The 19,953-nt window shown below is 35.8% G+C and carries 21 protein-coding genes; 15 read left to right on the top strand and 6 right to left on the bottom strand.

The window, feature by feature from the left end; translation table 11 throughout:
* Positions 1–2 precede the first annotated feature (2 nt).
* From RCJ96_RS10575 to RCJ96_RS10540, 8 genes are all read left to right on the top strand, one after another.
* Entirely contained in the window at positions 3–317 is a 315-nt protein-coding gene (locus tag RCJ96_RS10575; protein WP_001223244.1) for a hypothetical protein, read from the top strand.
* 29 nt (positions 318–346) lie between these two features.
* Positions 347–1,210: a MurR/RpiR family transcriptional regulator gene (locus RCJ96_RS10570; RefSeq protein WP_270794824.1), complete on the top strand. Its 864-nt coding sequence runs from the start codon at positions 347–349 to the stop codon at positions 1,208–1,210.
* A gap of 153 nt (positions 1,211–1,363) precedes the next feature.
* Positions 1,364–2,248: an N-acetylmuramic acid 6-phosphate etherase gene (murQ, locus tag RCJ96_RS10565; protein ID WP_074608995.1), complete on the top strand. Its 885-nt coding sequence runs from the start codon at positions 1,364–1,366 to the stop codon at positions 2,246–2,248.
* Positions 2,249–2,271: 23 nt separating this feature from the next.
* Positions 2,272–3,636 carry a PTS transporter subunit EIIC gene (locus tag RCJ96_RS10560; RefSeq protein ID WP_446699783.1) on the top strand — a complete coding sequence of 455 codons (1,365 nt, stop codon included), beginning with the start codon at positions 2,272–2,274 and terminating at the stop codon, positions 3,634–3,636.
* Between the two features lie 48 nt (positions 3,637–3,684).
* Entirely contained in the window at positions 3,685–4,749 is a 1,065-nt protein-coding gene (locus RCJ96_RS10555; protein WP_074608999.1) for a DUF871 domain-containing protein, read from the top strand.
* A gap of 160 nt (positions 4,750–4,909) precedes the next feature.
* A complete protein-coding gene (locus tag RCJ96_RS10550; protein ID WP_316150303.1) occupies positions 4,910–5,314 on the top strand; it encodes a DoxX family protein in 405 nt (134 codons plus the stop codon).
* A 156-nt stretch (positions 5,315–5,470) separates the two neighbouring features.
* Positions 5,471–5,872 carry a nuclear transport factor 2 family protein gene (locus RCJ96_RS10545; RefSeq protein WP_242304079.1) on the top strand — a complete coding sequence of 134 codons (402 nt, stop codon included), beginning with the start codon at positions 5,471–5,473 and terminating at the stop codon, positions 5,870–5,872.
* An 87-nt stretch (positions 5,873–5,959) separates the two neighbouring features.
* Entirely contained in the window at positions 5,960–6,442 is a 483-nt protein-coding gene (locus RCJ96_RS10540; RefSeq protein WP_242304078.1) for a DUF6241 domain-containing protein, read from the top strand.
* Between the two features lie 33 nt (positions 6,443–6,475).
* On the opposite strand, the gene RCJ96_RS10535 is transcribed toward RCJ96_RS10540, so the two are convergent.
* A complete protein-coding gene (locus tag RCJ96_RS10535; protein WP_242304076.1) occupies positions 6,476–7,387 on the bottom strand; it encodes a DMT family transporter in 912 nt (303 codons plus the stop codon).
* A gap of 203 nt (positions 7,388–7,590) precedes the next feature.
* Here RCJ96_RS10535 and RCJ96_RS10530 point away from each other — a divergent pair, with 203 nt between their 5' ends.
* From RCJ96_RS10530 to RCJ96_RS10505, 6 genes are all read left to right on the top strand, one after another.
* On the top strand, positions 7,591–8,085 hold the full coding sequence (locus tag RCJ96_RS10530; protein ID WP_000446106.1) for an Lrp/AsnC family transcriptional regulator: 495 nt from the start codon (positions 7,591–7,593) through the stop codon (positions 8,083–8,085).
* Positions 8,086–8,213: 128 nt separating this feature from the next.
* On the top strand, positions 8,214–8,669 hold the full coding sequence (locus RCJ96_RS10525; RefSeq protein WP_242304074.1) for an N-acetyltransferase: 456 nt from the start codon (positions 8,214–8,216) through the stop codon (positions 8,667–8,669).
* A gap of 354 nt (positions 8,670–9,023) precedes the next feature.
* Complete coding sequence (locus RCJ96_RS10520; protein WP_000790626.1) at positions 9,024–9,368, top strand: DMT family transporter; 345 nt, start codon at positions 9,024–9,026, stop codon at positions 9,366–9,368.
* A 2-nt stretch (positions 9,369–9,370) separates the two neighbouring features.
* Positions 9,371–9,685 (top strand): DMT family transporter, encoded by a 315-nt coding sequence (locus RCJ96_RS10515; RefSeq protein WP_000539674.1) that lies wholly within the window; start codon positions 9,371–9,373, stop codon positions 9,683–9,685.
* A 129-nt stretch (positions 9,686–9,814) separates the two neighbouring features.
* Entirely contained in the window at positions 9,815–10,393 is a 579-nt protein-coding gene (locus RCJ96_RS10510) for a TetR family transcriptional regulator (protein ID WP_416504278.1), read from the top strand.
* Positions 10,394–10,603: 210 nt separating this feature from the next.
* Complete coding sequence (locus RCJ96_RS10505) at positions 10,604–11,806, top strand: MFS transporter (RefSeq protein WP_242304072.1); 1,203 nt, start codon at positions 10,604–10,606, stop codon at positions 11,804–11,806.
* Positions 11,807–12,384: 578 nt separating this feature from the next.
* Here RCJ96_RS10505 and RCJ96_RS10500 read toward each other — a convergent pair.
* On the bottom strand, positions 12,385–14,145 hold the full coding sequence (locus RCJ96_RS10500; RefSeq protein ID WP_416504277.1) for an SgrR family transcriptional regulator: 1,761 nt from the start codon (positions 14,143–14,145) through the stop codon (positions 12,385–12,387).
* Positions 14,146–14,229: 84 nt separating this feature from the next.
* Between RCJ96_RS10500 and RCJ96_RS10495 the strand changes: the two genes are divergently transcribed.
* Positions 14,230–15,486 (top strand): MDR family MFS transporter, encoded by a 1,257-nt coding sequence (locus RCJ96_RS10495; protein ID WP_270794816.1) that lies wholly within the window; start codon positions 14,230–14,232, stop codon positions 15,484–15,486.
* 44 nt (positions 15,487–15,530) lie between these two features.
* Here the strand turns inward: RCJ96_RS10495 and RCJ96_RS10490 are convergent, their stop codons facing one another.
* The 4 genes from RCJ96_RS10490 to RCJ96_RS10475 all read right to left on the bottom strand — a co-directional run bounded on the left by RCJ96_RS10490 (position 15,531) and on the right by RCJ96_RS10475 (position 19,900).
* Positions 15,531–15,734 carry a hypothetical protein gene (locus tag RCJ96_RS10490; RefSeq protein WP_001063866.1) on the bottom strand — a complete coding sequence of 68 codons (204 nt, stop codon included), beginning with the start codon at positions 15,732–15,734 and terminating at the stop codon, positions 15,531–15,533.
* Positions 15,735–15,973: 239 nt separating this feature from the next.
* Positions 15,974–16,489, bottom strand: coding sequence for a type 1 glutamine amidotransferase domain-containing protein (locus RCJ96_RS10485; RefSeq protein ID WP_242304067.1), 516 nt, complete (start codon positions 16,487–16,489; stop codon positions 15,974–15,976).
* Between the two features lie 23 nt (positions 16,490–16,512).
* Positions 16,513–18,510: a catalase gene (locus RCJ96_RS10480; protein WP_270794813.1), complete on the bottom strand. Its 1,998-nt coding sequence runs from the start codon at positions 18,508–18,510 to the stop codon at positions 16,513–16,515.
* Positions 18,511–18,700: 190 nt separating this feature from the next.
* Entirely contained in the window at positions 18,701–19,900 is a 1,200-nt protein-coding gene (locus RCJ96_RS10475; protein WP_446699782.1) for an ABC transporter permease, read from the bottom strand.
* Positions 19,901–19,953 lie beyond the last annotated feature (53 nt).

Genomic DNA, 19,953 nt, shown 5'->3' with positions numbered 1-19,953 from the left:
GTTTGAGGATTACGAAGGGAAAGATTATAGGTGTAATTATACTTCTTTTATTGTGCATACCATTTACTGCATGGAAAGAATCAAAAGTGAAAGATTTTCCGGTTTCTATTTTCTCGGAAGAAGCAGATGGTGAGTACGATCAGAAGCTGAAATATACTGCTTTTTTACCTGATGTTGCGATTTGGATGAACGGTTGGGAAAAGAAGTGGACAGAAGGGGAAAGAACTGTTTATCAAAAAGGGAATCGCATTGTAAATGTGTTTCATCCTCCTGGCGATGATGGTTTTTACCTTCTTGAAGCAAGAGAAAATCAGTGAACGCAACCGTAAGAAGTGGAGGTTAAATAGTGAAAGCTTCAACATTACTATTTAAAATTGAAAGTAATATGGATCAATTTTCACCAGCTGAAAAGAAGGTTGCCATGTACATAATGGAGAATGCAGAGATTGTTCCGAACTTAACGACGAAAGAAGTGTCAACGAATGCAGGCGCAAGTGAGGCGAGTGTTGTTCGTTTTTGTAAGTCGATTGGGATTGGGAGCTTTAAAGCATTTAAAATCGCTCTCGTTCGTGAATTAACGATTGCTGATTATAATATTAATGATTTTTCAGTGATGAATACGGAAGATGGCCCGTACGACTTGTTTAATAAAGTTACGTATGTGAATAAAGCTGCAATTGAGGCGAGCGTGACGGCGATAGATAAAAAAGAACTTGAAAAAGCTGCAAATCATATTGTAAATGCCGATAAAATTATCTTTTACGGAGTAGGCGGATCAGCTACTCCGGCGATGGACGGAGCTTATAAATTTACAAGGCTCGGATTTACAGCGATGATGCTATCTGATTTTCATATGATGTTGCCGCTTGTGACGAATTTAAAAGAAGGCGATATATTTGTGGCGATTTCAACATCTGGTCGTACGAAAGATGTACTTGAAATGGCGCAATATGCGAAGAGACAGGGTGCAACAGTTATCGCGATTACAAAGCTTGATCAATCATCACCGTTATATAAAGAGGCGGATATTCGTCTTTGTATGCCAGATGTAGAACAAGATCATCGTATTGCAAGTATTGCTTCAAGAATGACGCAATTGAACATGATAGATGCTCTATATGTGATTACCTTTAATCGCATTGGTAATAAAGTGCTAGATCAATTTATGGAAACAAGAGAAGAAGCTTTGCGATTACGGAAGCTGAAATGAGAAGATGGGGAAACCCATCTTTTTTGCATACGGACGGACATAAATTCGTCATGAAAAGAAATGAAATTTCATAAAATAATAAAGTGATATTGATTTTAAATTTCTTGAAGTTATAATGAAAGTATGAAATTAAATTTCAAAGTAGGTGGGAATATGTTAGAAAATTTATCGACAGAACATCGCAATGAGAAGACGATGAATTTAGATGAGATGAGCATAAAAGAAGTTTTGCAAAGTATGAATGAAGAAGATCGAACTGTTGCATTAGCAGTTGAAAATGAAATAGAGCAGATTGAAAAAGTTGTGCAGACTGTTATTAAATCTTTCGAAGAAGAGGGCCGATTAATTTACATTGGGGCTGGTACGAGTGGCCGATTAGGTATTTTGGACGCAGTGGAATGTCCGCCGACATTTGGCACAGACGATAAAATGGTGCAAGGATTTATAGCAGGTGGATTGAAAGCGTTTACTAAAGCGGTGGAAGGTGCCGAAGATCGCGAAGAGTTAGCAGAAGAAGATTTAAAAAGTATTGGATTAAACGAGAAAGATACAGTGATTGGAATTGCGGCAAGTGGCCGAACTCCTTATGTAATTGGCGGCTTGAAGTACGCGAATAGCGTAGGAGCGAGTACAGCTAGTATCTCTTGTAATAAAAATGCTGAAATAAGTAAATATGCAAAACTAAATGTGGAAGTAGAAACAGGCGCAGAAATTTTAACAGGTTCAACGCGGTTGAAGGCTGGTACAGCGCAAAAATTAGTACTGAATATGATTTCAACAGCTTCTATGATTGGTGTTGGAAAAGTATATAAAAATTTAATGGTAGATGTTCAATCTACGAATGAAAAGTTAATAGAACGATCAAAACGAATTATTGTGGAAGCAACAGGGGTTAGTTATGAAGTAGCGGCAGAGCATTATGAAAAAGCAGAACGTAACGTGAAAGCTGCGATTGTTATGGTGTTATTGCAGTGTGAGTATGGGGAAGCACTGAAGAAACTAAAAGAAGCGAAAGGGTTTGTGAAGAAGGCACTATAAATAATAGGGAGGGGGATTCTATTATGAGGAAAGAAGAGAGAATGGCGAAAGAAATTTCGGAGCAACTTGGGGGAGTAAAAAATATTCGTGGCATCGCTCATTGTATGACGAGACTACGATTAACGCTTCATGATGAAAGTAAAGTGAACATGGACCTTTTGAAAAAGGTTGAAGGGGTTATGGGCGTTATTGAAGATGAGACGCTTCAAGTTGTCGTTGGTCCGGGAACGGTAAATAAAGTAGCAGCAGAGATGGAAGGTTTAACGGGACTGCGAATTGGTGAGGTGGCAGATCATCACCTTGAAGATCTTGGGCAAGAGATGAAGTCAGAGATTAAGAAGAAAAATAATACACCGGTGAAAAACTTTTTAAGAAAAATAGGAAGTATTTTCATTCCGTTAATTCCGGGTCTTGTTGCGTCAGGTATTATAAACGGGGTTGCTAACTTTGCGAAAAACGCAGGCGCTGATTCGAATGCAACATGGCTACAAATGTTACTACTTATTGGCGGCGGTATCTTTACATTCTTAGGCATTTTAGTGGGCTGGAATACAGCGAAAGAGTTTGGCGGGACACCAGTTCTTGGGGCAATTGCTGGTATTTTAATTTTCAATCCGGCGATGGCGAACGTAAAGTTATTTGGTGAAGCGCTCGTACCCGGACGGGGCGGATTGTTTGCAGTTATTTTTGCAGCGTGGCTTATGGTTGTAGTGGAAAGACAAGTTCGAAAAGCTGTACCAAATGCAGTTGATATTATTGTAACGCCGCTTATTACTGTGTTAGTCGTAAGTATCGTAACGATGTTAGCAATTCAGCCGGTAGCAGGTTTCTTATCTGAAGGAATTACAAACGGAATTAATGGCATTTTAAATATTGGCGGAGCGTTTGCGGGAGCAGTACTTGCTGGAACATTTTTACCGCTCGTTATGGTCGGATTACATCACGGTTTAACACCGATTCATATGGAGTTTATTAATCAAACGCACGTAACGCCTTTATTACCGGTACTTGCAATGGCTGGCGCTGGGCAAGTAGGAGCAGCGATTGCTATTTTTGTAAAAACAAAAAACAAACGACTTCGTAACGTAATTAAAGGGGCATTACCAGTTGGATTTTTAGGAATTGGTGAACCGTTATTATACGGGGTTACATTACCACTGGGAAAACCGTTTCTTACAGCTTGTTTAGGAGCAGCAGTTGGCGGTGCATTCCAAGCAGTTATGAAAACAGCTGCACTCGGAATCGGTGTATCTGGATTATCATTAATTCCGTTAATTGCTGATAATAAATATTTATTATATTTCCTTGGATTAGTAGTGGCATATACGTTCGGATTCATCTTTACGTACTTCTTCGGATTTAAAGAAGAAATGGCAGAAAACATATAGAGAAAGGGATTCCTTTCTCTTTTTTTATTCATAGAAAGGGAGATTCATATGATTGGAGTTTCAATTTACCTTGCAAAAGAACGAGTAAAGAAGCAAGAAGAATGGCTAAAAGTAGCGAAGAAAAACGGATTTTTATCTATTTTTACATCACTTCATATACCAGAAGATGATCCAAATACGTATAAAGAGTTAATTCAAACACTTGGGAAACAGGCTCTTGAAAATGAAATGGAATTAATGGTTGATGTTTCCCCAAAATCGCTACACCATTTAGGAATGACGTACGAAAATGTGGAAGAGTTAGTAGAGTGGGGAATTACTGGTTTACGAATGGACTATGGCATCACGCCGAAAGAAATCGCACGTGTATCCCATAAAATGAAAGTAGCTTTAAATGCGAGTACGATTACAGATTCATTTTGGAAAGAGTTAATCACTGAAAAGATACGGGTAGAGAATGTAGAAGCATGGCATAATTTTTATCCGCGTCCAGAAACAGGACTAGCAAAGTCCTTCTTGCAACAGCAAAATCAATATTTACATGAGTGTGGAATAAAAACGATGGCATTTATTCCGGGAGATGGTGAAAAACGCGGTCCGTTATGTGAAGGTTTACCAACGTTAGAAAAGCACCGCTATATGCGCCCGCTTGAAGCGTACTTAGAACTTGTACAAGATTGTGGTGTCGATAAAGTGTTAATCGGGGATATAAGCGGAAGTATAGAAAGTGTACAAGAAATAGCGAGTGCGAGTAGAGGAATTATTCCGCTGCGATACGAGCCATTGATAGAGAAAAGTGAAGTGTTAAAAATGGTAGAACAAGTGCATACAAATAGACTAGATCCAGCGCGTGATGTCATTCGTTCTGTAGAATCACGAGAAGAAAATAAAGTGATCTTACAGCCGATGAATGCAATTTTAAGAAAGAAAGGCAGCGTTACAATTGATAATGAATTGTACGGTAGATATGCAGGAGAGATGCAAGTTGCTATACATGATTTACCTGCAGATGAGAAAGTGAACGTTGTTGGCATCGTTGTAGAAGAGGATATATCTTTATTGCCGTATGTTGGTGCTGGAAAAATGTTTCAACTTTTTTGTGCGATAGAGTAAAAGCTTGCATTAGCGCTATTTTGTAAGAAAACATTATCCGTAAAAGGGATAATGTTTTTTGTTTTCTTTAAAAAAGTATTTGACGAATGAAATGAAATATCGTATTGTTTTGACTTGTAAATAAAAGTTCACCATAACAAAACAAAAAGGAGAGTTCAAAATGAATCAATACATTGGTAACTTAATTATTCGTATCGTGTTAGGAGTAACGTTCTTTGCACATGGTTTAGCGAAGTTTCAATCAGGTATCGATAATGTAGCAGGCTGGTTTACAAGCATTGGCTTACCAGGCGGTCTTGCATATGGCGTAGCAACAGTTGAATTAGTTGGTGGTATATTATTAATTATCGGTTTAGGCGTAAAATATGTAGGATTGTTATTCGCTCTTATTTTAGCTGGAGCTATCGTAAAGGTAAATGGAGCAGCAGGATTATTAGGAGATGGAAAGAATCCAGGATATGAATTAGACCTTGCATTATTAGCAATGGGTGCATATTTATTCGTTGTAAAAGCAGAAGGATATGTAGACCGTTTCATAAAAGAGAAAGTAATGAAAACGCAGTAGACTCTATTTATAAATTGTTGACTTGAATCATTATTGTAACTATAATAATTACAACTCTTAGATTAAGAATAAAATAATTTAAATATTTTTTCGCACAAGTTGTAACATGTTTGGTTACATCTTGTGCGAAAAATAAATATAACGGGAGGAAGTAACATGTCTAAATCAAATTTAGAAATTATTCGAAGTACATATGAAGGATCAGCTTCTTCGAATGCAAAACATTTAGCAGAAGCCCTCTCTGAAAAAGTAGAATGGACAGAGGCAGAAGGATTCCCGTACGGGGGAACTTATATCGGTGTAGAAGCAATAATGGAAAATGTATTTAGCCGATTAGGATCAGAATGGGATGCTTATAAAGCAAGTGTAAATACGTATCATGAAGTAAGTGAAAAAGATGTAATTATTGCTGAAGGTGTTTATTCAGGAGTTTATAAAGAAACAGGAAAATCATTTGAAGCAGAATTTGTTCATGTATGGCAACTTGAAAATGGAAAAATCATAAAATTCAAGCAATGTGTGGATAGTTATATTGTGCGAGAAGCGCTTAAGGTTTAAAATGAAATAAGGAAACAAATGGAATCGACTGTGTGCAGGCGATTCCATTTGTTTATGTGATTATTAGGGGAATGGGGAATACATAATATGAAAAAATGGATTATAGGGACAATTACAGTGATCGTAATTGCGATAGGAGCTGTATTCGGTGTTACTAAAGGTATTAATTATATAGAAGAAGAGGAGAAGAGTCTTAAAGCACAAAAAGTAATGGGACAACAAGGAAAGAAAGCAGAGGAAGAGAAGCAACAAGTTAGTGAAGCTGAAATTATTTCTACAATGCATAGGATGGTACATCAAAAAGTGAAATCCTCTGAAAAATGGGGATTTATTGAAATGACAAATAAGGAAATTCGTGGTGCGAAGAACGCAGTAGAAAGCAGTACGAATTTTAAATATAAGTCAGAGTTACTTTCTACTTTGGAGCGCTGGGAGAAAGGGGATTTTTCACAAACGGTTGAGGAGCATAACTTTTTGTGGGAAATTCAAGGTGGTGATACTGGAAAGGCGACAGAACGTTTATCGCCAGAAGAAGAAAAGCAGTATGTGAAAGAAATGAAACGTAAATAAAAACATCGCCACTTCGGTGGCGATGTTTTTGGATTAAGAATGTTTTCGCATTAAAGCTCTAGTTGGCTGAACAGTAACCGTTTTGAAATGGGAAAATAAATAACATCCTGTCACAACGATCATTGTCCCTAAAATTTGAATCCACGTTAATTCTTCTCCGAGGAAAAGGAATGCTAAAATAGCTGTGAAGATGGGGTTGAAGTTTAGAAAAATACCTGATGTAGTTGCTCCTAATTTTTGTACGCCAATATTCCAAAATACCATGCAAAGAACTGTGGAAATAAGCCCTGTATATAAAAGTGAAGTTATGAAAGAAGTATTTATATTTGTAACAGTGAAGCTCTCTATATTAAATGGCAGTAATAAAATAACGCCGAAAATACCAGAGTATAGCGTCGCCATAAGTGGTGTTGTTGTCTTTGTTGCCCATTTACTACAAACAGAATACATTCCCCAAATACAAACAGCCGCGATCATCCATAAATCGCCACTATTAAAATGTAGTGAAAATAAAAGGGTAAAGTTACCTTTTAATAGGACGAGGATAACCCCGAAGAATGAAAGAATCATAGATAAAATTTGAAGTGTATTTACTTTTTCTTTTAGAAATAAGACAGAAAATAGTGCAATGGAAATCGCGTTTAATGTAGAAATAAGCCCTACATTTGTTGCGGATGTTTTTTCTAATGCTAGAAATTGAAAGATGTTAAAAAGAGCAACCCCTGAAATTCCCATCAATATTAACGGAAGTATCGCAGCGCGTGGTGGAATGATTTTCTTTTCTTTAAACCATACCATTGGTAATAAACAAACAATCGCAATCATCCATCTTAAACTTGTAAGTGTCATTGGAGATGCGTGATCAACAAGTGATTTTCCAACGACAAAGTTTCCTCCCCATAATAAGCTCGTTAGTAATAGTAAAAATACATAAAAATAAGGCATATTAAAATCCCCTTTGTTGTAATCAATGTGAATTGTAAATAATTTTAGCATTTTTCTTTATTGTGTAATATATTATTTTGTATAATGAATAAAAGTCGATAAAATGTTTTGTTATAAATGAAATTCACAGAAAAATATTCAGTTTTATATAAGTTATAAGGTGTTTTTTCGAATAATCATCGGTAATAAAAAGGAGGATTTCGATGGAGTCGTCTGTTATTAAAGTGTTGGATGATCTAGACGTACAAATTTTAGATATATTGCAGAAGGAGTCACAAGTAAGTAATGCAGAGCTTGCACGACGTGTTAATTTATCACCAGCTGCAATGCATGCGAGAATAAAAAGATTAGATGGAGAAGGATTCATTGATAAGCAAGTAGCTATTTTAAATCAAGAAAAGCTTGGTTTTGATTTGTTATGCTTCATTTTTATGAGTACGAATATTCATCAATCGGATAAACTTGAAGTGTTGGAAAAAGAATTAGAAGCGATGCCGGAAGTGTTAGAATGTCACTGTTTAACAGGGGAGTATGATTATTTATTAAAGGTTGCAAATCGTGATCGTAAAGAGCTGGAACAGTTTATTAGAAAGCTAAATAAGCTTGGTATTACAAGGATACAGACGAGTTTAGCACTACGTGAAATTAAATATTCGACGGTATTACCGATACGAAATGAGGAACCGAGCATCGATTAGATTGCTTGGTTTTTTGTTTGTATAAAGTGATTGACGAGAAGAAAAGAGAGATGTATTATTATATAAAATTATGTATTAAAATTCATTTTGGGTTATAAATATTAATATCGGGGGCAAGGGGATAGCATATGAAAATCTGTAATGCGGTTACGAGTGATGTGAAAGAAATTTATAGTCTCATTGAAGTTTATGCAAAAGAGGGAGTGGTTTTACCGCGTTCTCTTTTGTCTCTCTATCAATATTTACAATGTTTATATGTTGTGAAAAAAGAGGGGGAAATCGTCGGAGTTGCTGGTTTACATGTATTAGGGGAGGACCTTGCAGAAGTACGATCGTTAGTCGTTTCGCATACTTATGCAGGGAAAGGTATCGGACGTATGTTAGTAAACCATGTAATAAATGAGGCAGCGAAAATAAAAGTGAGCAGAGTTATTTCTTTAACATATGAAACGGAATTTTTTCAAAAGTGCGGGTTTGATTTTGTGAATAGAGAGGCGTTACCAGAGAAGGTATGGATTGATTGTAGACATTGTCCAAAGGTAGATTATTGTGATGAGGTGGCGATGATTCGGTACGTTGGATGAAGCAAAAGAAATAAGAGCAGCTAGCAAAAGCTAACTGCTCTATTCAAGGGATCTCTCCAAGGGGGAGTGGAGAAAATATTATGTTACTAGCAGTATTGACAGATTATTAGGAAATATACAAATCAGATGAAAGAAATTTTAAATAAACTTTCGGCATTGACAGTTTTTAAAATATTCATGTACAATACATATGAATGACATTCAGTCATATTCTGTGTCAGGATGTAGTTAGTTTGAAAACGGAACAAATACAAAAGGTAAATGAGGATGATAGTTGTTTATATATAGTAGTGATGAAAGAGCATATTTTTTTAAAACAAAATGACTGATAGTCAGTCATAAGAGGTGAGAGGTATGAAAAATAAAGCTTGGTTATATGTCATATTAACATGTATCTTTGAAATTTTTTGGGTGTTTGGTTTTAATACGGCCAATACTTGGTGGCATTGGATTATCATTTTAGGAGTTATCGCTGTTGATTTTCACTTCCTTTCTAAAGCGTGTGAACATCTTGCAACAGGGACCGTATATGCTGTGTTCGCCGGAGCTGGTACGGTAGGTACTTTCTTAATGGATGTCTTCCTTTTTGGCGGGAGTTTCAGTGTAGGAAAATTATTCTTTATCGTGATGGTTGTAGCCGGCGTTATCGGTTTAAAGCTAGCTGATAATAAGGAAGAAACTGTGGAAGGAGCTGCTTAAAAATGGGTTGGTTTTTCGTATTTTGTGCTGCAATTAGTGAAATAGTCGGTGTGATCGGTCTTAAAATGTATAGTAAAGATAAAACGTTAGCAAATGGGGCACTTTATATAGGTGGCTTTGCTACATCCTTCGCATTCTTGTATACATCTTTCTTATTTTTACAAGTAAGTGTCGCGTATGCGGTTTGGATTGGTATTGGAACAGCGGGAGCCGTTTTATTAAACATGTTCTTGTTTGGTGAGTCGAAAAGTAAAGCGCGTATCATTAGTGTGGCTCTTATTGTATGCGGAGTGACAGGATTAAAGGCTCTTTCGTAAAGATATACTGTATCTCCTAACAAGTCGTTAGGAGATTTTTATTATAAAAAGTACACGATAATTGACAGTACAGCTAGTTATTCTATAAAATGAGTGACAGTCATTCAATACGCGTGTGAAAGGGTTTAGATGATGAATAAAAAAGAGAAAATTGTCTATGCAGCGATTGAAGTATTTCAGGAAAAGGGCGTTGAAAAAACGAAGATTTCTGATATCGTGAAATTAGCTGGCATTGCACAAGGAACTTTCTATTTATATTTTCCTTCTAAGTTATCTGTTATGCCTGCAATAGCAGAAGTGATGGTTGAAAAGATGATACTTGCAGTAAAAGAAAAAGTGCAAAACGATGCGTCTTTCTTAAGTAAAGTAACGCAAGTAATAGATGCGGTGTTTCACTTCATAGAGGAATATCGTGAAATACAAGCTTTAATGTATGCGGGTCTTGCATCTACAGAACATATAAAAGAATGGGAAGCTGTGTATGAGCCTCTTTATATGTGGCTAAGTGAATTTTTAGGTGAGGCGAAAGAAGCGGGTGAAATTCGTGAGTCGGTACACGCAGAGCGAACAGCGAAGTTATTTATCGCTCTAGTTGAATCAGCAGCGGAACAAGTTTATTTATATGATCATAAAGATGATGAGCAAGTGGATTTGCAAAAGGCAGAAGTACTAGATTTTTTAACACATGCACTACATATAAAGAAATAGTGGGATGAACCTGTCTGAAAAGGTAGGTTCATTTTTGAGGAAAACTGAATGATAGTCATTCACCTAATGCGTATGTATGTGTGGAAGGATAGAGTGAAATTCTAATGAGTGGGACATCTTCACTCATTATTAGCCCATAAATAGCAGGATAAAGAAAAAGCTTCTTGGGCATTGTTTTTTGAGAGGAATTTACGGGAAGAGGTGTTAAAAGTGAAGAAACCGATAAAAGAACAAAAGATGGTATTGGTCATTCTTTTGAGTAATATATTTATCGCTTTTTTAGGGATTGGATTAATTATTCCGGTTATGCCGTCTTTTATGAATGATATGCATTTAACAGGGAAGACGATGGGGTATCTCGTTGCAGTATTCGCAATGGCTCAACTTATTGCTTCACCTATTACAGGCCGGTGGGTCGACCTTTATGGTAGAAAGAAAATGATAATCATTGGATTATTTATTTTTGGTGTTTCAGAGCTTCTGTTTGGATTAGGAACAGATGTATGGATGCTCTATGCAGCGAGGGTGTTAGGCGGAATTAGTGCTGCGTTTATTATGCCTGGTGTTACGGCATATGTTGCGGATATTACATCTATACAGGAACGTCCAAAGGCGATGGGATATTTATCTGCTGCTATTAGTACCGGATTTATTATAGGACCTGGAATCGGCGGATTTATTGCAGAATACGGTATACGTGTGCCGTTTTTCGTTGCAGCAGCAATTGCTTTTATAGCATGTGTCATTTCGATTTTTATTTTAAAAGAGCCGTTAACGAAAGAAGAGCTTGCAGAGATTTCTTCTAATACGAAAGAATCAAGTTTTATTGGAGATTTAAAGAAATCATTACATCCAATGTATGCAATCGCATTTATTATCGTATTTGTCCTTGCATTTGGTTTATCGGCGTATGAAACTGTGTTTAGTCTGTTTTCTGATCATAAGTTTGGGTTCACACCGAAAGATATTGCGGCAATTATTACAATTAGTTCAATCTTTGGGGTAGTTGTGCAAGTATTTATGTTTGGTAAATTAGTTGATATGTTCGGTGAAAAAGTGTTAATTCAAATCTGTTTAATTGTAGGTGCAGTATTAGCGTTCGTTTCAACTGTAGTCTTTAATTATTGGATTGTACTTCTCGTTACTTGCTTTATTTTCCTTGCATTTGATTTGCTTCGCCCAGCTTTAACGACATTTTTATCAAAAGCAGCTGGAAAAGAGCAAGGATTCGTTGCTGGTATGAACTCGACTTATACGAGTTTAGGAAATATAGCAGGACCAGCGATGGGCGGAATATTATTTGATATGAATATTCATTATCCATATGCATTTTCAGGAGTTGTCTTAATAGTTGGTCTCGCTATTACATTTATGTGGAGAGAGAAACAGTTAGCTGAGAGTTTTGCGAAGTAATAAAACCCCTTATCAGAGTTATCAAGGTTCAATTTATAAAATGATTATGAAATGAATCCCTATCATATATAATATGTTAGGGATTTTTTGTACTTTGGAAAAGAATATATTGCGTATCCATACTCATAGTAATGATCAACGAAAAAATGAATTATTTAATGCTAATAATTGGGGGCACTTTATTGTTTAATCGGGTGAAACTTCGTATTACTCTAAACTCTCCATTGTCATACTAATACTTTCATAAAAACAATTACTAATATTTATGCCCCTAAGTTTTGTGTTTGTAGAATCAATATAAATTTTGATATAAAAATATAAGAGCCATTCTACTTTTTATTGTGGAATGGCTCTTTAAAGTTGTTTAGTTTGTGCAACGAACCAGTAAATAACAAGCCAAAGATTTAGTTGCTTTGCGTGTATACCCTCACAAGAAAAAATATAGATTTTATCTTGTGGGGACATTATAAAATTTTTAAATTGATGCACATATATGGAGAAGTCTAATAGCGTATAAACTCATAAAATATAAGTTTATACGTTTCATGTTTTTCTCCTTTTATAAAAGCCCACATAATTTAATAAGTGGATGGCTGTATCCATAACTTCGCAAAATTTGCCCAACCGAATGAATCAATTGTTACGTTTTTTAAAGAAGAAGGGTATGTCTTTCTTTTCAAAACGTGATAGTTAAATAAAATGATGTGTTCTGTTTGTAAAAATTCTTCGATCTCATACATGAGCTCGTAGCGCTTTTCTTTATTTTCTTCTAATAAAAATGTATCAAGTAAGCAGTTAATTTGTTTTTCATAGTGCGGGTCCATGAACCGGTTTACGAAGCAACTTTTATTTTTAAATACATTTAAGAATGCAAGTTCATGATCGGCAGCAAACACTTCTCCCATGAAAATAATATCGGCATGTTGATCGATAGAACGGTTCATATAATCTGAAACGAGAAATGGGTGAAGCTCTACTTGTATACCTAAACTTTCACATCGTTCTTTTAAGAAATATGCATCATTTGCACTATCTTTAAATGCGAAGAAGTAAATATGTATCGTCTCTCCATTATAAGTGCTCTTTTTTAAATACTCTTTCGCTTTTTCTAAAGAGTAGGACCTTTTAGTAGCTTGGCGGCTTCTTTCAGGGAAAAAGCTTGATGCAGCAATTGTTCGTCTTCCTTCTATGTTACGAAGTATCATTTCAACGTCATATAGTTCTCTCCAAGCCTTTCGAAAGTAAATGTCGTGATGAGGACCAGGTTTTGTAAAGTTGAAGCCAGCATAAATACAACCTATTTCTTCTATTTGTATATCATGCCTTTCATTTTCTTCTTCATTTGGTAGTTCATAATCAGCATCGATTTGTACATGATCCGGAATACCCCAAAATTCAATACGATCTAATAACGCGCGCTCTTTAAAATAATGAGTGAACGCTTCGAGTACGATATTGTCTTCAGAGTAATGAGCAAGTTTGAAAGGTCCAGTACCTATATAATGATGATTTTCGATACTCACATCACGCGGTAAAATTGCTAGTTGTATGGAACTTACATAGTGTAAGAAGAAAAGGTTGGGCTTTGCTAAATGGAACCGTATTTGCAGTGGTGATGGTGTTTCAATTTGAACAATTTCTTCTGTTAACCATTCGAAAGGGGAATGAACTTTTTTTAGTCTTTCAAATGAAAATTGTACATCTTTAGAAGTTAAAACTGTTTCGTTATGAAAATATACATCCTTTCGTAAATAAAAAGTCCACGTCAGCCCGTCTTCACTTAATTCCCACGTATGCGCAATGTGTGGCTCCATTTTTTCCGTAACATCGTTATAAACGACTAACGTATCAAAAATTTGATTCGTAAGATGGCTCTCTGTAGTTACAGCCACAAAAGCCGGATCTAAGGGGAATATCTTTCTCGATATAGGAATTTTTAATATGTCGTACATATCATTTGAAGGTTCGTATCCAAAATGATGATGTAGTTTATTTTCTATCTTTTTTTGAAGTGCAAGGGGTAGGGGTTCTTTTAAAAGAAGAAAAACGTCCTTTAATTTTTCTCGCGCTAACATTTCATCTGTATAGGACTCAATCGCTTCTACGAAATTATGTATAAATAGAATTTCTGTTTTATTTCCGCGTCCTCGCCCTGGAGTCCAGCTAATTAATTGTTCCTCGCTCATTTTCTTTAATAAAATCTTTACGTTTTTCGTACTGCAATATAAAACATCCGCTAATTCTTGTAAGCTATTTCGCATATGTTGTTGATCTTGTGCATGTAGTCTTAGTCTAATGTAATAGTCCATAATTTTCATATATACACTTCCTTCTATCATAAAAGGGGAAACTCTTTAGAATATTCTAACCTTTTTCTTCCTTTTTTTCAAAGTAAAATAAGTAAGCATAAGGAGGGGGAAACAATGGGATTTTGGAGTATGCATCGAAATATAAAAATTAGAATTATAACTTCGTTTTTAACACGTACTGTATCCACGATGATTTTTCCATTTATGGCGATTTATTTTTCAATAAAGTTAGGTAGTGCGATTGCTGGTGCGTTACTACTTATTAATGTCATAGCTTCGTTAGTAATTGGTTTATACGGTGGATATGTTGGAGACCGGCTTGGTCGTAAAAAGGTTATGATTATCGGTCAAAGTATACAAGTCATTTCCATTGTTTGTATGGGGATTGCGAATTCCGATTATGTAGATTCACCGTGGCTAACATTTGTATTTATGTTAGTGAATAGTTTAGGATCTGGACTTATGAACCCTGCGACAGAGGCAATGTTAATTGATGTAAGTACACCTGAAAATCGAAAAGTGATGTACAGCATTAACTATTGGGCAATTAATTTATCCATTGCGATTGGAGCGATATTTGGCGGATTACTATTTGAGAACTATAGATTGCAATTGTTTATCGGATTAACAGTGATTGCAGTTATTACTTTATATGTGATGGCTGTATATATGGAAGAAGTGTATATAGCACGGAAAACGGTGGAGAAGAAAAATGTATTAAAAGATATGGCGGATAGTTATAAAGTCGTAATGAAAGATAGAGCGTTTTTAATTTTTTGTGCAGCAAGTATATGTACATTATCGTTAGAGTTTCAAATTAATAATTATTTAGGAGTACGCTTGCAGAAGGAATTTGAAACGGTGCACTTTTTATTCGGGAATGGTGTTACGTTTGATTTAACAGGTATTCGCATGCTGAGCTGGATTTCTGCAGAGAATACAATTTTAGTTGTATTATGTTCAGCACTTCTTATTAAATTGCTGAAAAGCTTCAACGATTTGAAAATCTTATATGTAGGCTTATTCATTTATACAATTGGATTTACAATACTCGGAACGAGCAATAGTTTATGGATTTTATTAATTGCAGGGCTTTTCCAAACGGTAGGCGAGATGATGTATGTGCCAGTGCGTCAATCTATTATGGCAGATATGGTACCAAATGAGGCGAGAGGTTCATATATGGCGATTAACGGAATGGTCTTTCAAGTGGCAAAAATGAACGGGGCATTGGGTGTTATGCTAGGTTCATTTATCGCATCTTGGGGCATGAGTGCTCTGTACTTTATCGTTGGTATGAGCAGTATTTTATTATTTATGAAGGCGATTGGGAGAGAGAAGTATGAGGGGGAGGTTTCTCAGATTGGATAAAACGATATGAAAAGCGATGCTAGAAATCGCTTTTCATATGGCTTTTAAAACGGATCAACTTCAGCTAAATTTGGAGTAGTGCTCGGTTGTAGTAAAAGATTTTTTAACGTTCCTACTTCAGAAAGAGTGACTAATATGTAGCCACTAATTAGTACAATAAGTCCGATGACGCGTAACGTTTGTAAGCTCACTTCATTATTATTCGTTTCCGTTGGATTTGGGGGCGTTGAAGGTGGATTGTTATTCATAAATAAGGCTCCCATCTTTTGTATTTATATATGTGTAAAATCATGATTTAACTTATGGATAGGAATTGTATAGTCATTTTCACTATATGAGAACTGCTTATGAAAAGTGATTAGAAGTTCCAGGGAGAGAAAAGAGGGGGGATGAAAAGATCATTAAAATAAGGTTCTTTTTTGTTTTTCATACAAATAAAAAGATTAATCAAAGTAGCTAAATAGCTACTTTGATTAATCTTTAATAACTATCTCAATATACGCAACGATTCTTCAATAAAAGCTGGGATGTCCTCAGGTTGTCTACTTGTGACTAGCTGATTTTGGCATACGACTACTTCTTTATCGTGAAAGTTTCCGCCAGCGTTTTTTAAATCAACTTCAATAGATTTATATCCAGTCACATCGCGTCCTTCAAGTGTTTGTGCAGTGATGAGTAATTGGGGTCCGTGACAAATAGCAAAAACCGGTTTTTCCGCATCCATAAATGCTTTACTAAAGCGAACGAAACGCTCATCTGCACGAAGTATATCTGGGGAAAATCCACCCGGTATGAAGAGCGCATCAAAGTTTTCTGGAGAAACATCATCGATACCTTTATCAATTACAACTTCACTTTTTCCTTGCTTACCGTGTACCGTTTTCCCTTTTTCTGCTTCAATAGTTGTTAATTCATATCCCTTTTGTTTAAAAGCTTCTGCTGGCTCTGTGTATTCTGTGTCCTCGAAATAATCTGTTATTAAAGTAGCAATTTTTTTACTCATTCTAATCCGCTCCTTATATTATATTATCGATTCCAAAATCGTCCTTGGGCAATGCCTTCTATAAATGATTCAATTGAAGTGTTTGCTAAGTTGTAAATTCCTGCTCCATCTAATTTAATTTTACTATTGTCCAAAGTATGAGGATTACTAAGGACATAGGCTATCGGTTTAAAGTGTTTAAAAGTAGTTTCTGCAAATTCTAAAACAGGGGGTTGAATGACAGATTCGCTACTAAACACTAATACCGCATCAAAAAGTGCAGAGTCTGCTGTTGTATAAGTATCCGTTACTTTAATGGAATCATTGAATTGATGAATTTTATTATCTATGATGCTATAGTTCATTCGGTGTTGTACAAAAGCTTGAATCCATTCGGACAGAAGGGAGACGCTTGGGTCACCATTCAATAGAATTGCCACATTTTTGGAATTAGCTTTAAAAATAGTGTTGGACATACTTAGTGCAGGTGATTTTGCATCCGAATTTATTTCGTGATTTTCTTTAGGCAAAGGGGCTCCAATCATGTTAGCGACTTCCTTTGCTAATTGACGATCGACGTGGTTTAAAAGAGCAATTACATTTGCCTTCACCATGTCTGATTTGCACTTCCCAACTTCAAAGCAAAATGCATCTTTTATGTGCTGCTTTTCAATAGGGTTCATACTATTGTAGAAAAGTTTAGCTTGCGAATAAAAGTTAAGGAAGCTTTTACTGCGACCTCTAATTTTATGTCCATCAATCTTTTCTTGATAATGCTCATATCCGCCCTGTTCAGCTTGCACGGTTGCTGGTTGATTATTATTTAAGCCATTAGGATGATAGCTTGTTTGACCGCGATGAATCTGCATTTGATGCATGCCATCACGTTGATTATTATGAAAAGGACATACGGGCTGGTTAATAGGAATTTGGTGAAAATTAGGGCCTCCTAAACGAGATAATTGTGTATCTGTATAGGAGAACAATCTTCCTTGCAGAAGAGGGTCATTTGAAAAATCAATACCTGGTACGACATGGCCAGGGTGGAAAGCTACCTGCTCCGTTTCTGCAAAGAAGTTATCAACATTTTTGTTGAGTGTCATTTTACCAACTAGTTTTACAGGAACTTCTTCTTCTGGCCATAATTTCGTTGGATCTAAAATATCAAAATCAAATGCATGTTCATCTTCTTCTGGAATTAGCTGCAATCCAAGCTCCCATTCCGGATAATCCCCTTTTTCAATTGCTTCATATAAATCTTGACGATGGAAATCAGGGTTTTTCCCAGCAATTCTTTGAGCTTCATCCCATACTAATGAATGAACTCCGAGGGTAGGTTTCCAGTGAAATTTTACGAAGTGGGCTTTTCCTTCTTTATTAACAAGTCGAAATGTATGAACCCCAAAACCTTCCATCATTCGTAAACTACGCGGAATAGCACGGTCGCTCATCTGCCACATGACCATATGAGTAGACTCGGGATTGTGCGCAACAAAATCCCAAAATGTATCATGAGCGCTAGCTCCCTGAGGAATATCATTATGTGGTTCTGGTTTAACTGCATGGACAAAATCAGGGAATTTTATAGCATCTTGGATAAAGAATACTGGCATATTATTACCCACTAAATCATAGTTACCTTCATCTGTATAAAATTTTGTGGCGAATCCGCGTACATCTCTTACTGTATCGTTTGATCCTTTAGAACCTTGAACGGTTGAGAACCGTACAAATACAGGTGTTTTCTTGGAAGGATTAGTAAGAAAATCTGCTTTCGTATATGCTTCTAACGATTCATAAAGCTGAAAATAACCATGAGCGCCAACTCCGCGTGCATGAACAATTCTTTCGGGAATTCGCTCGTGATCAAAATGGGTCATTTTCTCGCGAAAGTGGAAATCCTCCATTAAGGTTGGGCCTCTTAAGCCCATCTTTAAAGAGAATTCATCTTCGGCTATTTTTACTCCTTGGTTTGTTGTTAAAGCATGTTTGCGTTGATTGTCGGTAACGTGGTGCTTCAATTGTTCCATTTTTTTATTCACAATATAGGCCCCTCCTTTACGCTGTTAATTAATAGATACCCTTTTTATTAGGACGTAAACATGTATTATCGTTTTTGTATGTAAAATTATAAAATATCGATTGTGCTGGTGATTCTTGTTTGAGGAAGGAAAATAAAAAAGCCAAGGAGATCGTTTATTTTCTCCTTGGCTTTTAAGATAACTCTTTTCGTTAAAACGAAGAAACACGTTGCTTCGTTTTTGGTACAATAATAAATTTGATCCAAAGTAACCCGATAATCATAATGATAAGGCTATGTAAAAATTGTACAGTAGCAATGAGTATAACAATTGAAAATACAACAAGTTGAATGCTTAGCAATATAAAGATTAAGTGAAGAAATTGATTCAGTCGTTTTTCAGTATCAATTGGATATAATGCTACAATAATATTTCCCGAAAAATATTTCCATAGGGAACGGAGCTGCATAGAAATCATATATAGGACGATGTAAGCGATAGCGCCCTTTACGTATATGTTTGGTATAAAATATAAGGCGAAGGCACCAATCAGGCCTAAGCGAATATATATACCGAAATAATCATTCCCGCGTAAAAATGCGAGTGTATGTAAATAGAAGAATGTTGCTCGTTTTTTATGTAATAAAGGTTCAATCCAAGTTGTAAGCCATTTTCTTTTATTTACTTGCTTATTTAGTTGCGGAACATCAGTGAAGATGCTAGCAAATTGATAAAAACGAACGTTCATTTTTTCTTCTTGCTCGATTATGTAATCCCACGGTATTCGTTTTGTAGGCTGTTTTTTCGTGTATAGAAGTAGGAAAGCAAGTAGTAAGAGTAATCCACCTAATATGAGAACATTTGCTACATAAAACAGCATATAAATGACTAGGGCGTTACAAGCAATACGAATAATCAGCCATATATTTTTTTCGTGACTATCACGCCACATCCAATGTATGTATATGTTCCAAGCTTTCGTAACCATTAAAACGATAAAGATTGTACATAAGAAAGGTACAGTTAATTGTAATGATTGCATTGCAAGTGGAACGAGAATAAGGAACGTAAATAATAATGGGAAAAGCTGAATGATGTAATTATATAGAAGAGATTTTTTGAAATAAGATGTTAATTTCTCTTCTAGTGCTAGTAAATAGACAGCGTCAGGTTTTTGAATAAATGTACGGATAGGGCATCTCGTTATAATGAATGTAAGTACAATCGTGATGAGTAGTAAAGATATTCCTTTAGAAGGAGCTGCTTTTAGAAACTGAGCATAGTAGTATGCGCCAACGCATGAAATAAAGATAAAGCTATATAGTAAACCGTTAATCATACGTGCAAAGTATGTAATGATATTTTGCATATGTTGTTGGAAACGGTTGCTCCATAGTGATTCGATTGACATGTTTTTCACCTCTTTGTTCTATTATATATGTTTTTAGAAAAGAAAAAACGAGC

This window comes from Bacillus sp. BSL6 (assembly GCF_052928345.1).
The sequence above is the reverse complement of the archived record's forward strand: the minus strand, read 5'-3'. Positions and strand labels throughout refer to the sequence as shown.

Bases quoted from the DNA above. Each gene is read 5' to 3' on its own strand.
- murQ (WP_074608995.1), top strand. From the start codon at position 1,364: ATGTTAGAAAATTTATCGACAGAACATCGCAATGAGAAGACGATGAAT.
- RCJ96_RS10560 (WP_446699783.1), top strand. From the start codon at position 2,272: ATGAGGAAAGAAGAGAGAATGGCGAAAGAAATTTCGGAGCAACTTGGG.
- RCJ96_RS10555 (WP_074608999.1), top strand. From the start codon at position 3,685: ATGATTGGAGTTTCAATTTACCTTGCAAAAGAACGAGTAAAGAAGCAA.
- RCJ96_RS10550 (WP_316150303.1), top strand. From the start codon at position 4,910: ATGAATCAATACATTGGTAACTTAATTATTCGTATCGTGTTAGGAGTA.
- RCJ96_RS10545 (WP_242304079.1), top strand. From the start codon at position 5,471: ATGTCTAAATCAAATTTAGAAATTATTCGAAGTACATATGAAGGATCA.
- RCJ96_RS10540 (WP_242304078.1), top strand. From the start codon at position 5,960: ATGAAAAAATGGATTATAGGGACAATTACAGTGATCGTAATTGCGATA.
- RCJ96_RS10535 (WP_242304076.1), bottom strand. From the start codon at position 7,387: ATGCCTTATTTTTATGTATTTTTACTATTACTAACGAGCTTATTATGG.
- RCJ96_RS10530 (WP_000446106.1), top strand. From the start codon at position 7,591: ATGGAGTCGTCTGTTATTAAAGTGTTGGATGATCTAGACGTACAAATT.
- RCJ96_RS10525 (WP_242304074.1), top strand. From the start codon at position 8,214: ATGAAAATCTGTAATGCGGTTACGAGTGATGTGAAAGAAATTTATAGT.
- RCJ96_RS10520 (WP_000790626.1), top strand. From the start codon at position 9,024: ATGAAAAATAAAGCTTGGTTATATGTCATATTAACATGTATCTTTGAA.
- RCJ96_RS10515 (WP_000539674.1), top strand. From the start codon at position 9,371: ATGGGTTGGTTTTTCGTATTTTGTGCTGCAATTAGTGAAATAGTCGGT.
- RCJ96_RS10510 (WP_416504278.1), top strand. From the start codon at position 9,815: ATGATGAATAAAAAAGAGAAAATTGTCTATGCAGCGATTGAAGTATTT.
- RCJ96_RS10500 (WP_416504277.1), bottom strand. From the start codon at position 14,145: ATGATAGAAGGAAGTGTATATATGAAAATTATGGACTATTACATTAGA.
- RCJ96_RS10495 (WP_270794816.1), top strand. From the start codon at position 14,230: ATGGGATTTTGGAGTATGCATCGAAATATAAAAATTAGAATTATAACT.
- RCJ96_RS10490 (WP_001063866.1), bottom strand. From the start codon at position 15,734: ATGAATAACAATCCACCTTCAACGCCCCCAAATCCAACGGAAACGAAT.
- RCJ96_RS10485 (WP_242304067.1), bottom strand. From the start codon at position 16,489: ATGAGTAAAAAAATTGCTACTTTAATAACAGATTATTTCGAGGACACA.
- RCJ96_RS10475 (WP_446699782.1), bottom strand. From the start codon at position 19,900: ATGTCAATCGAATCACTATGGAGCAACCGTTTCCAACAACATATGCAA.